General features: G+C 68.8%; 12 protein-coding genes. 5 read left to right on the top strand and 7 right to left on the bottom strand.

Features of this window, described 5'->3' with window-relative positions; all coding sequences use genetic code 11:
* Nucleotides 1-5: 5 nt before the first annotated feature.
* The gene (locus AB0I98_RS17250; RefSeq protein ID WP_362941875.1) at nt 6-1280 is read right to left on the bottom strand and encodes an FtsX-like permease family protein; all 1275 of its coding nucleotides are present in this window, start codon (nt 1278-1280) and stop codon (nt 6-8) included.
* A 150-nt stretch (nt 1281-1430) separates the two neighbouring features.
* Between AB0I98_RS17250 and AB0I98_RS17255 the strand changes: the two genes are divergently transcribed.
* A complete protein-coding gene (locus AB0I98_RS17255) occupies nt 1431-2093 on the top strand; it encodes a response regulator transcription factor (protein WP_362941878.1) in 663 nt (220 codons plus the stop codon).
* Nucleotides 2084-3274: a HAMP domain-containing sensor histidine kinase gene (locus tag AB0I98_RS17260; protein ID WP_362941881.1), complete on the top strand. Its 1191-nt coding sequence runs from the start codon at nt 2084-2086 to the stop codon at nt 3272-3274. The genes AB0I98_RS17255 and AB0I98_RS17260 overlap by 10 nt, the downstream gene beginning before the upstream one ends.
* A gap of 43 nt (nt 3275-3317) precedes the next feature.
* Here the strand turns inward: AB0I98_RS17260 and AB0I98_RS17265 are convergent, their stop codons facing one another.
* Complete coding sequence (locus AB0I98_RS17265) at nt 3318-3899, bottom strand: TetR/AcrR family transcriptional regulator (RefSeq protein ID WP_362941884.1); 582 nt, start codon at nt 3897-3899, stop codon at nt 3318-3320.
* A 50-nt stretch (nt 3900-3949) separates the two neighbouring features.
* Here AB0I98_RS17265 and AB0I98_RS17270 point away from each other — a divergent pair, with 50 nt between their 5' ends.
* Nucleotides 3950-4906 (top strand): quinone oxidoreductase, encoded by a 957-nt coding sequence (locus AB0I98_RS17270; RefSeq protein ID WP_362941887.1) that lies wholly within the window; start codon nt 3950-3952, stop codon nt 4904-4906.
* A gap of 43 nt (nt 4907-4949) precedes the next feature.
* Here AB0I98_RS17270 and AB0I98_RS17275 read toward each other — a convergent pair whose 3' ends face one another.
* Genes AB0I98_RS17275 through AB0I98_RS17295 form a run of 5 tightly spaced genes read right to left on the bottom strand, consistent with a single transcriptional unit; the run spans nt 4950 to nt 12469 of the window.
* Nucleotides 4950-8165 carry a glycoside hydrolase family 38 C-terminal domain-containing protein gene (locus AB0I98_RS17275; protein ID WP_362941890.1) on the bottom strand — a complete coding sequence of 1072 codons (3216 nt, stop codon included), beginning with the start codon at nt 8163-8165 and terminating at the stop codon, nt 4950-4952.
* 45 nt (nt 8166-8210) lie between these two features.
* Nucleotides 8211-9404: a glycoside hydrolase family 76 protein gene (locus AB0I98_RS17280; RefSeq protein ID WP_362941893.1), complete on the bottom strand. Its 1194-nt coding sequence runs from the start codon at nt 9402-9404 to the stop codon at nt 8211-8213.
* A gap of 36 nt (nt 9405-9440) precedes the next feature.
* The gene (locus tag AB0I98_RS17285) at nt 9441-10256 is read right to left on the bottom strand and encodes a carbohydrate ABC transporter permease (protein ID WP_206439797.1); all 816 of its coding nucleotides are present in this window, start codon (nt 10254-10256) and stop codon (nt 9441-9443) included.
* 3 nt (nt 10257-10259) lie between these two features.
* On the bottom strand, nt 10260-11225 hold the full coding sequence (locus tag AB0I98_RS17290) for a sugar ABC transporter permease (protein ID WP_362941896.1): 966 nt from the start codon (nt 11223-11225) through the stop codon (nt 10260-10262).
* Nucleotides 11222-12469 carry an extracellular solute-binding protein gene (locus tag AB0I98_RS17295; RefSeq protein ID WP_362941899.1) on the bottom strand — a complete coding sequence of 416 codons (1248 nt, stop codon included), beginning with the start codon at nt 12467-12469 and terminating at the stop codon, nt 11222-11224. The genes AB0I98_RS17290 and AB0I98_RS17295 overlap by 4 nt, the downstream gene beginning before the upstream one ends.
* 306 nt (nt 12470-12775) lie before the next feature.
* Between AB0I98_RS17295 and AB0I98_RS17300 the strand changes: the two genes are divergently transcribed.
* Both AB0I98_RS17300 and AB0I98_RS17305 read left to right on the top strand, forming a co-directional pair.
* Nucleotides 12776-14497 carry a class I mannose-6-phosphate isomerase gene (locus tag AB0I98_RS17300; protein WP_362941902.1) on the top strand — a complete coding sequence of 574 codons (1722 nt, stop codon included), beginning with the start codon at nt 12776-12778 and terminating at the stop codon, nt 14495-14497.
* Nucleotides 14494-15411 carry an ROK family protein gene (locus AB0I98_RS17305; protein WP_362941905.1) on the top strand — a complete coding sequence of 306 codons (918 nt, stop codon included), beginning with the start codon at nt 14494-14496 and terminating at the stop codon, nt 15409-15411. Before AB0I98_RS17300 ends, AB0I98_RS17305 begins: the two co-directional genes overlap by 4 nt.
* Nucleotides 15412-15451 lie beyond the last annotated feature (40 nt).

A 15451-nucleotide genomic window follows, 5' to 3' on the forward strand; every position in this document is an offset into this window, starting at 1 on the left:
GCCGGCTACTCGGTGTCGGCGAGGATGGAGCGGGGGTGCAGACGGAGGATCCCGATGCCCGGGATGACGGTGGAGATCAGGGAGATCCCGAGCCCGATGCCGGCGACCTTGCCGACGGTGGCGGGCTCGACGCGCACCATGGGGGGAGCGATCTCGGCATCCGGCGCACCGGCCGACGTGACCGGCTTGCCCCTCTGGCCGCCGAGGAGCGCGTCACCCGCGGACTGTCCGGCGAGCGAGCCGGCCAGAGCGGCGAGCGCGACGGCGGGCAGGGCCACGGCCGCCACCTCCACGGCGTGCTGGCCAATGAGCTTCCACTTCTTCTCGCCCATCGAGAGCAGCACCCCGAGCTCAGCGCGCCGCTCGCGGATCTGCAGCGTCACGATGAGGCCGAGGATCAGTGCTCCGGCCAGGGCGATCACCCAGACGATCAGTCCCGCGAACGTGCCGACCCGCTGGATGGGGCGGACCTGGTCCCGGTACGCCTTGTCGTTGACGCGGAAGTCGAACCTGCCCTTGCCGAGGAGTCGCTCGGCCTCGGCGTGCAGCTGCTTGGCCTGGCCCGGCGAAGCGATCTTGAACACCGCCTCGCTGACCGTCTCGCTGCCGGTGCCGACCTTCTGGGCCGTGCTCACCGGTACGTACAGCGCGTTGCCGGGCAGTTCGTGCGGAGGCGTCCAGTTCGTCGGATCCTGCATCGGGTCCTGGAAGATGCCGACGACCGTCAGCCGTACCGTGCGCTTGCCGTCCGACGACCGCACCTGCATCGTGTCGCCGACCTTGAGGCGGTTCTCGTCGGCCAGGCGCTGCTCGATCATGGCGACGTCACGGTCCGCGTCCTCGGGGGTGATGCCGCGGCCTGCCGTGATCTTCGTCGAGCCGTACGAGAAGGGCAGCAGCATGCCCGAGTCACGGACGCCGTTCACGGCCAGCGGGCCCTGTTCCTTCTCCTCGGCTCCGGTGCCGCGCGGTTTCGGCGCATTCGACGCCAGTGGTGTGAAGCCGCACGCCCAGGACCGCACCGGAAGCTCCGGGTTGTAGCGGTGCACCAAGTCCGAGGCGCCGAGCCGGTCGGCGAGGACCGGGGTGAGGCCCTGCTGCTTGACGGTGACGTCGACGCCGATGACGCGCTGCGCGTCGGCCTTCTGGCGGGCGGCGGCGGCCTGCAACAGGAAGCCGGTGAGGAGCAGGGTGCAGATGACGACGAAGATCGCCAGCAAGGCCGCGGTCTTGGATCTTCTGGCACCAAGGCTCATTCCGGCGCGTTTGACGAAGTTCATGCCGAGACAGAAGCAGCCTGCTGTGTGCAGCGGGATAAGGGTGTTACAGCGGCATAAAGGCCGGTCCGGCCCTGTACAGCGCCGACAGGCTTGGCGCACACCGCTCCGCGTCCTTATCCCGCTGAACCGTGATCTTGGTTTCATGTGGACATGAGAGTCCTGGTAGCCGAAGACCACCGCGTGCTCGCCCGCACCATCGCCACCGGCCTTCGTCGGCAGGCGATGGCCGTCGACATCGCCGCCACCGGGGCGGAGGCCGAGCGGATGTGCCTGCTCACCGCCTACGACGTGTTGCTCCTCGACCGTGACCTGCCGGTCATGAGCGGCGACGAGGTGTGCAGGCGGCTGCGTGAACTCTCCGACCCTCCGCGGATTCTGATGCTGACCGCGGCAGGCGAGCTCACGGACAAGATCTACGGCCTGACGACGCTCGGCGCGGACGACTACCTCGCCAAGCCCTTCGACTTCGCCGAACTCGTCGCCCGCGTGCGGGCGCTGAGCCGCCGCGCGCCGAAGCCGCCGCCCGCCGTGCTGCGCTTCGGGAGCATCACCTTGGATGAGACGCGGCGCGAGGTGTCCGTGGACGGCCGCCCGCTGGAGCTGACCCTGAAGGAGTTCGCGGTTCTGCACCTGCTGCTGAGTGCCGGTGGAGCGCCGGTGCCGCACGACGAGCTCGTCCGCACCGTATGGGACGAGCACCTCGACCCGCGCACCAGCGCGGTCCGCGCCGCCGTCAGCCGGCTGCGCGGCAAACTCGGCGACCCCGGACTGATCGTCGCCGACAAGGGAGAGGGATACCGGCTGTGCGACTGAGCCCGCGGGCAACCCTGGGCAGGCTGCCCTTCCGCGCCCGCCTGGCCGCCGCCTTCTGCGGGCTCTTCCTGCTCGCCGGCATCGCCCTGCTCGCTTTCGTGGTGCTGCTCGCGCGCTACGGAACGGAGCAGCAGGTCCAGGGGATCGCGGTCAGGTATGGCGATGCGCCGAGCGGCTCTGCGACGGCCTTCGAGCCGGCGCACCCCACTCGGCCGGATCGCGCACCTACGGCCGCGCACGACGTGGCCATGATCCAGAAGGTCGACCAGACCGTGCAGGCCGTGCAGGACACCGCGCTGCGCCAGATGGTGCTCTGGTCCGCCGTCGGACTCCTGATCACGGCGTTCCTTGCCGGACTGCTCGGCTGGTGGCTGGCCGGACGGGCCCTGCGTCCCGTCGCCTCCATGACCGAAGCCGCCCGCCGCATCAGCGAGCAGAACATGCACCAGCGCCTCGCGCTCACCGGCCCCGACGACGAACTCCACCACCTCGCTGACACCTTCGACACCATGCTCGACCGGCTCGAGAAGTCCTTCGAGAGTCAACGCCGCTTCGTCGCCAACGCCTCCCACGAACTGAAGACACCCCTCGCGGTCCAGCGCACCAGCCTCCAGGTCGGCCTTGCCGATCCCCTGCCCGACGGCCTCGCCGAGGTCCGCGAGGACCTGCTCACCGCCAACCGCGAGGCCGAACAGCTGATCAACGCCCTGCTTCTGCTGGCCCGCAGCGACCGCGGCCTGGAAACGACCGAAAGCGTCGACCTCGCAGCCACCGCCCGGCTCGTGACCGCCGAACTCGCCCCGCAGGCAGCCGAGAACGGCGTGCACGTCGACCTCGACGCCGACACCCCGCTGGCCGTCCCCGGTGACCCTGTCCTGCTGCGTCACCTGCTGACGAACCTGATGCGCAACGCCATCCAGTACAACCACCCCGGCGGCCACGTCCGCGGACATCTCGGTGCCCGCACCGTGACGGTGACCAACACAGGCCCCCACGTGCCCGCCGAACGGATCCCCGAACTGTTCGAGCCCTTCCGGCGCCTCGACGGGGACCGCACCGCCGCTGCCGGCCACGGCCTGGGACTGTCCATCGCCGCGTCCATCGCCGAGGCCCACCACGCCACGCTCACAGCGCACCCCGTCGCCGAGGGCGGGCTCGCCCTCACCTTGCGCTTCCCCTGAGCGCCGGCCAGCGCAGGCTTGGGGTGTGGCCGGTTGCGTGCGCCTACGACAACAGGTGGTCGAGGCACAGGTTCAGCCCGGCTTCGAGGTGTTCCGCGGAGCCGGTGGAGAGCAGGACGGTGACACCGCCTTGGACGGCGGCGATCACGGCTGCGGCAGTGCGGTTGGGGTCGAGCGTCGGGTTGGCTTCGCCGGCCGTTTGTGTGGCCTCGATGCCGGCGCGGACGCACTCCTGCCACCGTCGCACCAGCTGCGCCGTGACGGCCTGCGCGGCCGGGCTGTACCGGCCCACGTCGGCGATCAGCACCCCGAGCGGACAGTGCAGCCCTTGGTCGCGGTAGCGCTCGACGATGAGGTCGCGCCACGCCTCCCAGGCCGCGCGCGAGGTGAGCTCGCTCAGGTAGGGCTCCTGGTCATTGAACACGCGCTCGGCTTCGAGTTCGGCGACGGCAAGCAGAAGTTGTTCCCGGCCTTCGGGGAAATAATTGAACATTTGCCCCTTGCCGGTATGGCTGCGTCGGCATACGTCGTCGAGCGTGGTGGCGTTCGCGCCGCGTTCCCGGATTTCGGCTGCGGCGGCTTCGACAATGCGCAGGCGGGTCGCAGTGCCTTTCCTCGTGGTCACCGCCCAAAGTGTACTTGCAGGTACATTTTTTGGTGCCTACCTTCGGCCGCATGAGAGCGATAGTTGTCAGCGAAGCAGGGGGACCGGAGGTGCTGCAGCTGCGCGAGCGGCCGGCACCTCGTCCCGGCCCGGGAGAAGTTCTGGTGGACGTGCGCGTGGCGGGTGTGAACTTCTTCGACACCGCCATCCGCAGGCAGGCCCTGGCCGAGGTGCCGGGCGCGGAAGGCGTCGGCGTGGTGGCGGAGACGGGCGAGGGCGTGCGCGGGTTCGCTCCGGGTGATCGTGTCGCATGGTTGGCGATCAACAGCCAACGCAGCTACGCCGAGCAGATCGTGCTCCCGGCGAGCGGTGTCGTCGCGGTGCCCGACGCCATCGACGACGAGACGGCCGCGGCCGTGCTCTTGCAGGGCCTGACCGCGCAGCACTTCGCCACCGTGTCCCACCCGGTGCGACCGGGGGACATCGCGCTCGTGCACGCGGCCGCCGGCGGGGTCGGGATGATGCTCACCCAGGTCATCAAGGCCCGCGGCGGCACCGTGATCGGCCTGGTGTCGCGGCCTGAGAAGGTCGAGCCTGCCGCCGACGTCGGCGCCGATCACGTCCTGGTCTCCACCGGTGACGCGTTCGTCCAGCCGGTGCGCGAGCTGACCGGCGGCGCGGGAGTGCACGTGGTGTTCGACGGTGCGGGCGCGACCACGTTCGCCGCATCGCTCCAAGTACTGCGCACGCACGGCACGATGGTGTTCTACGGGCCGCTGATCGGCGACGTGCCGACCATCGCGATGAACGACATCCCCCGCAGCACCCGCCTCACCTACGGCGTGACCGAGGACTACATCCGCACACCTGAGGAACTCAAGGCGCGCACGGCCGAGTTGTACGCGCTCGTCGAGAAGGGTGAGCTGACCGTCCGGATCGGCGGACGCTACCCGCTGGCCGAGGCAGCGAAGGCTCACGCGGACATCGAGTCCCGCACGACCACCGGGAAACTCCTGCTGATCCCGTGACGGCTGACCGGTGGTGCGGGCGCCCGGGTGCGACTCCGGTGCTTCAGTTGCTCTGTTCCTGAGGAGTTGCCGGTTTGGGGCTGCGATCTTCCGACGTGCCGACTGCCGCTCGGCGCAACTGGAGGGTGACTGCTGTCGTCCCGAAGGCCGGCACGTCGACCGGGATGACGCCGTCCGGTTCCGGGTGGAGTTCGCTTGGGACCAGGCCGAGGTAGTTCGTGCGGAAGGCCTGGGTGAAGGGGAACGGGGTGCTCAGAGGGCAGGTGACCGGGACATCGGCGATGGACTGCAGGCGGATCATGAGGCTCCCTTCGCTCGGGACGGTCAGGCCCACGAGACGCACGCGGGGATCCTCCACGGTCAGGAACTGCATCTGCGCCGGCGCCTCCGGCTGAGCCTCGGCACGCGCGCGGACCGCTACGAGCGGATGGCTGGTGACGGCCGCCGTGCGCATCGCCAGCTGTTCGCCGAGCCCTCCGGAGGCGAAGCCGATGGTGTAGCGAAAGACGTGATCAAAGGCCTGCTGAGCGGGGAAATTCGTGTCCCAGATGTTGTTGTGCACCCAGGAGAAGACGGTGGCCGGTTCCTCTTGCGGCAACGACTGTGGATAGGGAACGTAGGGGATCGCGATCCCGCCGAGCTGCACGAGGGGCGCGTCGGCCGTGGCCAGCGCTGCGTGGTGGCGGCCGTCGCTCAGACTGATCCAGCGCCGGACGGCTCGCATGTGGGTGGCAGACCCTGGCACGGTGGCAAGTCCGGTACCCGTGACGCCGCCTGTCGCTTCCATGCGTACGGCGGGATCGTCCAGGGCGAAGGGGAAGGCGAAGAACGCACTCTCCTTGGTCAGCGTCGCGGTTTTGTCGATGCGGTTTTCTATGTCGATGCGAGCCGCGTCGTGGGGGAGGCGCACCGTCACGCGGAGTCGGCGCGTGCCGGCCGGGGCGCATTCATAGACCAGCGTGTGGCCGATGGCATCGGCGCGGCGTTCGACGAGTGCTGCGGGTGGTGCCGTGTGGCGCGAGGCGAGCAGGTGCATCGAGTCGTCGGCGACGGTCTTGCTGGACTGGTGATTGAACGCCCCGGCAGTGGCGTACTCGTCGTACACGTAGCCGTTGAAGCCGATGACGGCGTCCTGCCGCACCAGTTCGCGCCCGGTGTGTTTGTCGAGGATGGAGCCGATGCATGCCTGGCTCAGATCAACCATGACGCGCAGGTGATCGTTCTCCAGGACGGTGGTCGGATCCGCGGGCAGGTCGGTGCTGTCACCGTTTTCCGTGGAGAAAGTGGAGGAAGTGGGGGAAGTGGCACCGGGGAGGATGCCCAGGCGCACGGCTCCGCAGGCCGGTACGTCGGTGAGGGGCACGCGCAGGAACCGGCCGGCTGCCCGGTGGCGGTCGTTGCTCTGGGCTTCCTCCGTAAAGGGCAGGGACGTGCCGGTACGGGCATCGAGAACCCGCACTGCCTCGCTCAGGGCCACGGTGCTCTCGGGCAGGAACAGCCGTGCCGTCTCCGTGCGTGACCAACTGCAGGTGTTCACGATGTAGTAGCACGCCAGAGCGCCTGCGGAGGGTGCGAAGGCTTCGCCGAGCAGCGCGGCGGCGGAGTCCAGCAGGGTCTCCGCGTCGTCGTGGGCGCGCAGGGCCTGGGAGTACTTCCAGTGCCACTGCTTCTCGCCGGAGCCGTGTCCATGATCGCCGTGGGTCCAGGGGTCACCGGCGCCCCAGGTGTGTTCGTTGAACAGGGAGGCCGAACGGTAGACGGCGGGCGCGGTCTCGGTGATGACCGGGCTGTCAGGCACGCCCATCAACTGAGCGTAACCAGCCACGGTCTGCGCTTCGGCGAGGGCCGCCTGGCCGCGGCGCGTGGCTGCGAGCGGGACGGCCCCCGCGCCGACCCCGTCGACCCACCAGTCGCTCCAGTCGCCTTGGTAGGTCTCCAGCTGGTCCCCGACACGCTTTTCGGCGTCCTCGAAGAAGTCCTGGTTCCGGGAGGTCCGCAGCTGCGGGAATGCCCACTGCTCGTTCCAACGGCGCACAGTTTCGGAGATGATCCGCCGGGGCGGGCCATTGTCCGCGAACTTTCCCAGCACACGCAGGTGCAGCACGTCCCAGGGATAGGGGTCGGATGTGACGCCGTGATCGAGAATGGGGAAGCCCGGGATCCCGCGGCCTTCGTGGGGGTACGGGAACTCGGCCAGCGCGCTGAGGTAGGCGGGCAGGAGGTCGTCGACGTGGTGGTAGGACTCGTCGAAACCGAGGATCGAGCCCTCCATGTACGCCAGTCCGTGCGGTGTGTCCGTGCGCCAGACCAGGAGGCTGTTGCCGCTGGGTGCCTGCCAGCGGAAGAGCCGTGGCAGGTGTTCCCCGCCGACCAGGTGCGGTACGGCGCGCCCGGCCCAGTTGTGCGCCACGGAGAGGTAGCGGATGCCGTTGCCCGCCAGGACGTCGGGCAGGCCGACCACTTGGCCGGGCACGTCGGTCTGCATGGCTGTGCGGATGTCGATGCCGTGCCGGTCGCGCAATTCCAGCACGGGGCGGACGAGTTCGTGCAGTTCGTCGGTGGAGCAGGTCTCCGTATGGAGGTTGAACGGCATCGCCGTGAGTTCGAGGCGGCCTTCGCGCACCCGGTCGAGGAAGCGGTCGACCTGGCGGCGGGGGCGGTTGGACTGCCAGTCCTGGAAGGAGTGGAAGCCCTCGACGGCCCACCGGAACCGCGCGGGTTCCGGCCAGTCGTCGGTGTCGTGGCACAGCTCGAGCAGCGAGTCGAGGTAGGCGCGGTGCTCGGCCATCACCCGCCCCTGGGGGTCGGTGTAGCCGATGTCGAGGTGGGAGTGCTGCACCAGGTGGAGCGTCCAGTGACGCTGCGGGCGCGCCTCGAAGTCGAACCGGGTGCCTTCCTCCAGGTCGGGCAGCTCGATCAGCAGGGGTGTCGGTGCGTCCACTTCCGGCACCAGGATGCGGGTGTCGGAGCCGGGACCGGGGAGGATTTCGCAGGTGACCGGGGTGCCCCCGCTCGTGGTGACCCGGGCCCGGGTGACACGCGGCAGGGCGTTGTGTGAGTCCGCGCCGCGGCGGCGCAGACGCAGTCGGATGGACTGGAGCAGTCCACCCCTGCTGTCGCGGCGCAGCAGGGGCTCGCCCGACAATTGCACCCGCAGGTCACCGACGCCGGCGCTGGTGGTGACCACGCGGTCACGCAGGAGGTCGCGCGCGATGTCGGAGTCCCACCAGGAGGGCCGGGTCAATGGGGCCTTGGGCATGGTGCGTTGGTGTCCTTTTCGGGGTGCCGGCTGCGGATGGTGGTCTCAGCGTGTGGTGCGGGCCAGAGTGGCGAAGATCTGGATCATGGCGGACTGTTCGAGGGTTTCGGCCGGAATATTGGGGTCGTAGTCGCCGCCGCCCGACGGCTGGAAGTGGAACAGCCCGGTCGCGGCGTTTCGGTTGGTGGCGTACGTGCTGTCCGCGTAGGTGCTCATGGCCTGCCGGTAGGCGGGGTTGGGGCGTACGGCGTTCAGGGCGAGCAGGTCCTTGAAGTAGAAGGCGTTGAAGATGGCCGGCTGATCGTGCAGGCGGCTGCCCTGGGTCCAGTACGCCAGGGAGCCGCGGGCGTCCTCGACGGCCTTGTTCAGGTAGTCGGTGTTGCCGGTGCCGCGGTAGAGGGCGGTGGCCGTGCCGACCATGGCGCCTGAGTTGTAGGTCCACAGGGTCAGGTTCGTGCTGCCGTCGTCGCCGCGGTCGTTGGCGTACAGGCCCGGTTCCTTCCGCATGCACGAGTACACCCAGCCGTACCACTGCTCGGCCTTGTCGAGGTACGCGCGCTTGTGGGTGTGCTCGTAGAGCCTGGCGGCGAGCTGGGCGGACAGGGCCGTGACATTGGTGGCGCGGACGTTGTTGTTGGGGGAGTCGAACCAGTCCATACCGCCGGGGCAGGGCTTGGCGGGGTCTCCGTCCCAGGCGCGTGTGACGATGGGCACGACCTGCTCGGCCCGGTTCAGGAACTTGGTGTCGCCGGTGCTCTCGTACTGGTCGAGTTGGCTCAGCGCGACCACGGCGTTGTCGTCGTAGTACACGTCACCGCCCGTTCCCAGCGGGGCCGGCAGGTAGGACTGGTAGCCCGGCCGGTCCCCGGGCGCGAAGTACAGCTCGACGGTGTCGAAGCGCTCGGCCGCGTCCGGGCGGTAGGCCGGGCCGGTGCCCGGGAGTCGCTGCATGTCCACGGTTGCCGCGGCGGCTTCGCGCAGCGGCCACAGGTAGGAGTGCTCCCGGTCCGTAGGCTGCCGGGGCGTGCGCTCCAGGTAGAGGCCGTGGTGGTCGGCGCCCTCGTACAGGTGGGTCTGCAGGGCGTCGTACGCGTTGGTGGCACGGTCGGCCCACACGGCGGAGGGCACGGGGTGAGGGCGTGCGGGAGGAGTGGGCTGGGCGTGCGCGGGGACGGCACTCCACAGCAGGCTGGCGCAGGCGGCGGTCACGGTGGCACGGCGGAGCAGCGATCTCAGCATGGTTGCCCTTCCTGGCTGGCGGGAAGCGTGCGGGGGTCAGCGGTGGATCTTGAGGCTGCTGATGAAGAAGCGCTGGGCGGAGAAGAACAGCACCAGGGTCGGCAGGGAGACCAGGAGGGCGCCGGCCAGCACGACCGGTGGCCCGACGTTGGAGTAGTTGCCCTGCAGATCGGCGAGCGCGGCCATGATGGGCCGGATGTTGCGGCTCGTGGTGAGCGTGATGCCGAACATCAGGTCGTTCCAGACGGCCACGAACTGGAACACGAACACGGCGATCATGGCGGATTTGCTCAGCGGGACGTGGATCTGCCAGAACAGCCGCCACCAGGAAGCACCGTCCACGCGCGCGGCTTCCACGACTTCCCGCGGCAGTGTGAGGGCGTAGTTGCGCATGACGAAGAACGCGAAGGGAATCGCGATGGCCGTGTAGATCAGAACGAGCCCGATCTGGGTGTCGTAGAGGGAAGTCTCCGCGTAGGAGAGGAACAGCGGCCGGATGAAGACCTGCAAGGGCAGTAGCGTGCCTGAGTAGATCACCCAGAACCACAGCACCTGCCGCTTCACGGGCATGATGATGGTCGCGAAGGCGGCGCACGTAGCCACCCCGACAGCGGCCAGCGCGCTGACAACGGCGTACAGCAGACTGTTGCCGAGCGCCGGGCCGAGTTGGGCCTTGTCCCAGGCCTGGGACATGTTGTCGAACAGTCCGAAACTCTCCGGCAGCCAGTGCGGGCTGCCCGAGTAACTCTCGGCCGGCACCAGCGCGTTGACCACAAGGAGCCAGGTCGGAACCAGCCACAGCACGGCGAGCACCACGACGGTGCCATTGCGCAGAACTCGGCCCAGAGACATTGGTTATTCGCCTTTCACGTCGAGCTGACGGCGCAGATAGAGCCAGGAAGCCGCCAGCACGATCACGGTGAGAACCACTGCGATGGCCGCTCCCGCACCAGGCCGCAGTTCCAGGAAGGTCTCGTTGTACATGGACACCGCAAGGGTCTCCGTGGCACGTCCGGGGCCCCCTTGGGTGAGCACCCAGATCAGGTCGAACGACTTGAGGCCGTTCACGAGACTCATGCCGATCACGATGATCGAGACAGGCCGGAGCTGAGGCAGGACGATGTGGCGGAACTGCTGCCAGCTCCCCGCGCCGTCCAGGGCGCCGGCCTCCACGGTCTCCGGTGGGATGGACTGCAGGCCGACCAGAAAGAGGATGACTGCCACACCGGTGGCCTGCCAGGCGTTGGCGAGGATCATCACGACGGTGTTGCCCGGCCAGGTCAGCAGCCATCCCTCGGCGAGTGAGCCCAGATTCAGCGAGGTCAGGACCTGGTTGACGGCGCCGTCGGTCGTGAGCATGAAGTTCCAGACCACTGCCACCGCTGAACCCGAGAGCGCATAGGGAAGCACTACGCACAGCCGTGCCAGACGCGACCAGCGGGTGGCGTTGGTCATGCAGGCGATGGCAAGTCCGAGCACGAAGGGGAGCAGGACTGTGCCCACCACCCACATCAGCGTGTTCTGGACGGAGCGGGACAACGCCGGGTCGGAAGCGAACAGTGAGTAGTTGTCGAACCAGCTGAACGTCGAGGTCCGGGTGTCGCTGAAGAAGCTTCGGTAGACGGTCCAGACGAACGGGGCGAGCAGGAAGGCGGTGACCAGGAGTACAGCCGGAGCCATGAACGTCCCGGCCGTCAGGCGCTCACGCCTCTTGCGCCACGTGTGCGTCGTGGGCGAAGGCGGTGCACTGCCGGGTGAGGGCACCCTGGGGAGTCCGCCACCGGTGGCGGACGTGCGCTGGTCGGTCGAGAAAGTGCTCATGCTTCGTCACGCCTCCAGGCGGCCCATTCGTCCTGTGCACGCTCCTGCATCCGGCGCAGCGTGGTGGCCGGGGAGGTCTGCCCGGCCATGAAGCCGCCCAGGTCATTGGTGTTGCCCTGGATGAGGCTCGGGGGGCTGGCTTCCCAGTACCTGATCAGCGGGAGCCGGCGTTCCCGGGCGATGTCCCGCTGTAGCTCCGCCACGACCGGGTTGCTCGAACGCACCGTCGGGTTGGCGGAGCTGTCCTGCAGGAAGTCGCTCCACACCCGCTGAACCGACGGGTCGAGCCAGGCTCCGACATTCTTCATGGCCGCGGCGTGCGACGAAGCGCGGGTGGGCACCGCGAAGACGCCCGACTCGGTGATCACACTCTTGGTGACGGAGGGCCGCACCGTGGGAAGAATGAAGGCACCGTAGTCGGCGCCCGGTTTCATGCCGACGGCGCTCATTCCCTGCGCCTGCCATGTGCCGTGCAGGAACATGCCCACCGTGCCGGCCTTCAGCGCGCCGGGGCCGCGGGCTTGGTCGAAGTCGGGCGATGTCATCCAGCCCTTGCGCATGAAGTCGTGCCAGATGTCCATCGCTTGGCGCGCTGCGTCGTCGAGATAGGAGGCCTCGCCTGCCACCAGCTTCTGGTAGAAACGCGGGTCGACCTTGGTGACCAGCTCCTGGAACCACTCGATGGCGGGCCAGCCCCCGACCTGGCTGGCCAAGAACGGCGTGATCTTGTTCCGCTTGAGAACCTCCGCACAGCGCAGCAGTTCAGCCCAGCTGGACGGGGCGGACAGCCCCAGCTTCCTGAACACGGGCTTGCTGTAGAACAGCACGTAGTACGACTCGTACAGCGGGACGCCGTAGACCTTCCCGTCGTACGACATCGTCTCCCGCGTCGCGTCGCGCACCCACCCCTTGGCCGCGTACTGCGCCCAGACGCTCGACAGGTCGGTGAGCCCGCCTGCGCGGGCCAGACGCTTGAGCTGATAGCCCGAGGCCCACTTGACCATGTCGGAGGCCTTCGAGGTCTGCAGGGTCATCTGCACGACCTGCTGATACGACGTCACCGAGGGATTCGACAGCGGCCGCAACGCATACCCGGTGATCTTCTCCAGTTCGCGCCCGGCCGAGCGATACCCCTCGTCCCACGTGGCGTTGTCGTTGGCGATGCTCGTCGTCCCCGGCTGCGGGGAAGTGCTTGCCCCGCGAGCGCAACCCTGTGCGGCGAGAGTGACCGCACCTGCGGTCATCCCGGCGAGGAAGCGACGCCGAGCAAGCGGCGAGGCTGCGCGGCGGGGCGTGCCCGATGCTGTCATTGATCACCTTCACGAACGGGCCACCTGGCATGGCCGGATGTGACCCTGGAAGTTAACGACAACATTCAAGTGAGGGCAAGGGTTCGTCGCCATGTGATGTCGCTGCCGTGGCGGCTTCGGGAGATAACAGCAGGTTACGCGTGATCTGAATGAAGAAAGTGGCCTGGAGGAGGGAGTGGATCGCTCTGTTCGCCGACTGTTATCGTTAACTACGATGACGGAGCCCAGCGAGGAGAAGAAGTGCATTCCGCCTCTCGTGCGTACGACCCCCACCCCAGCTACGACCCCGTCGACGGGCAGGTGATCGCAGGCTGGCCGGCCGCCGTCGCCACGCTGCCGTCCGGCCCACTCGCTCTGGCGGTGGACGGTCCTGCCGCGCTGGACTGGGGTGCGCTCGCCAACGGCCTGACGACGGCCCTGCGCTCCGCGGGGCGTGACGTGGAATTGCTGGACGTGCGCAGCCACTACGCGCCGTCGGCCGCCGAGCGGATCACCGCTCGGCCCATCCCTGCCGACGACCCGTTCTTCACTCCGCTGTCCCAGGCGCAGCTCGCCGACCTGTTCGACTCCATTCAGCAGGCTGAAAGGCCCCTGAACGACGGCGTGTTGGTGGTGTTCGGGCCGGGCGCGGCGCTGTTCGGGCCGGATGTGCTGTGGTACGCGGACCTGCCGAAACGGTACGCCGAGGCTGCCGTGGCACACGGGCAGCTGCCGGTGGGCGTCAACCTGGGCCGCTTCGGCGAGCCCGGTGATCTGGTGCGGCTGTTCTACACCGACTGGCCCGTCCTGGACCGGCACCGCGACGCGAATGCGGGCCGGATCGACCGGTGGATCGACATGCAGGACACGGCATCGCCCACCTCGCTGGACGGAACCGCGCTGCGCAGCACCCTGGCCCACCTGGCCCGCGGGCCGGTGCGCACCCGCCCGTACTTCAACTCCACCCCGTGGGGAGGCCAGTGGGCGGCAAGTGAACTGGGCTTCACCCCGCAGGCCGGCAACACCGCTCTCGGCTATGAGCTGATCGCTCCCGAAGCGGGAGTCCTGGTCGGCGAAGAGGGCGGGGCGCAGGTCGAGGTCCCCTTCCAACTGCTGTGCGTCCTGCACCCGACGGACCTGCTCGGCCAGGAGGTGCACCGCCGGTTCGGCACGTCCTTCCCGATCAGGTTCGACTACCTCGACACGATGCAGGGCGGCAACCTGTCCCTGCACTGCCACCCGCAGGAGCAGTACATGCGGGAGGTGTTCGGCTGGCCGTACACACAGCACGAGACCTACTACGTCACGGACAGCGAGGCGGGCGCCCAGGTGCTGCTCGGTCTCACCGAGCATGCGGACGTCGACGCCATGCGCCGCCAGGTCGAGGACGCCATCACCCACGGCACCCCGCTGCCCGTCGAGGACCACATCCAGACCCATCCGGCCACGGTGGGCCAGCTGTTCATGATCCCCGCCGGCACCCCGCACGCCTCCGGCGCGGGCAATCTGGTGCTGGAGGTGAGTGCGACGCCGTATCTGTACTCCCTGCGCTTCTACGACTGGCTCCGCAAGGACGCCACCGGCGCATCCCGGCCCTTGCCCTACGAACACGGATTCGCCAATCTGGACACCGCCCGGCGAGGGGAGGACGTGACGAAAGACCTGATCCAGCAGCCTCGCACGCTGCGCGCGGGCGAGGGCTGGCGGGAGGAAGTCATCGGCGCCCTGCCGGAGATGTTCTACGCGGTGCACCGCTTGGTCGTAGCCCCGGCCGCCGGCATCGTCGACGACACAGCCGGCCGCTTCCACATCCTCAACCTCGCCTCGGGCCAGGGCGCCGTCATCGAGACCAGTGACGGACGCACCCACTTCCTGGCCTTCGCCGAGACCATCACCGTGCCCGCCGCGGTCGGCTCCTACCGCATCCGTGCTGTGGGCAATGACGAGGTACACCTCGTGAAGGCTCTGGTGGTGGAGCCGTGACCAGTGCCGAGCGGACTCATGCGCCGATCCCCGTTCTCGACATCGGCGGAACGCACGTCACCGCCGCCCTCGTCGACCCTGCGGCCAACCGCCCCATCTCTTCCTCGGTGATCCGCAGACCCTTGAGCTCGCACGCCCCGGCCGCCGGCATCCTCGACGCCATCGCCCTGGCCGCGCTGGACCTGCCCGCAGGCCACCGGCTGTGCTGGGGCGTGGCCATGCCGGGCCCCTTCGACTACGACACCGGGACAGGCCGGTTCACGGGTATCGGGAAGTTCGAGTCACTGTCCGGCGTCGATGTCGGGGCCGGTCTGCGTCAGCGGCTGGACCACCGGGCTGAGCGGCTGTGCTTCCTCAACGACGCCGACGCCTTCGCCCTCGGTGAATATCGCGCCGGCGCTGCCGCTGGGCACGAGCGCGCGGTGTGCCTGACGCTGGGCACGGGAGTGGGCTCCTCGTTCCTGCACAAGGGCCTACCCGTGCACGACGGCCCTCAGGTGCCTCCCGACGGACATGCGCACCGACTGACCGTGCACCACGTCCCGCTGGAGGAGGTGGTCTCGCGCCGTGCCATCCGCGCGCACTACGCCCGCCTCGAGACCCTTCCGGACGATCGCGTCCTCCCGGACGTCCACGAGATTGCCGCGCTGGCCAGGCAGGGCAATACCGCGGCTTCGGAGGCTTTCCGCTACGCTTTCGACGCCCTGGGTCAGGCCCTGGCCCCGTGGATCGCCCGTTTCCAGGCCACTGCGGTGGTCGTCGGCGGGTCTATGGCGCAGTCGTGGGACCTGATTCACCGTGCGCTCTCGACAGGGCTGGCTCAGGCCGCCGAGCCCGCTCCGCGCGTCCTGGCGGCCAGGCAGCCTGCGGAGGCGCCGCTGATCGGGGCCGCCCACTGGGCGCAGGGCATATGAGGAAGGTGAAGGAGCGTGACTGGTCGCCGAGGCGGCGGGC

The sequence above is a fragment of the Streptomyces sp. NPDC050211 genome (assembly GCF_040656035.1).
In the GTDB taxonomy this organism is placed as follows: Bacteria; Actinomycetota; Actinomycetes; order Streptomycetales; family Streptomycetaceae; genus Streptomyces.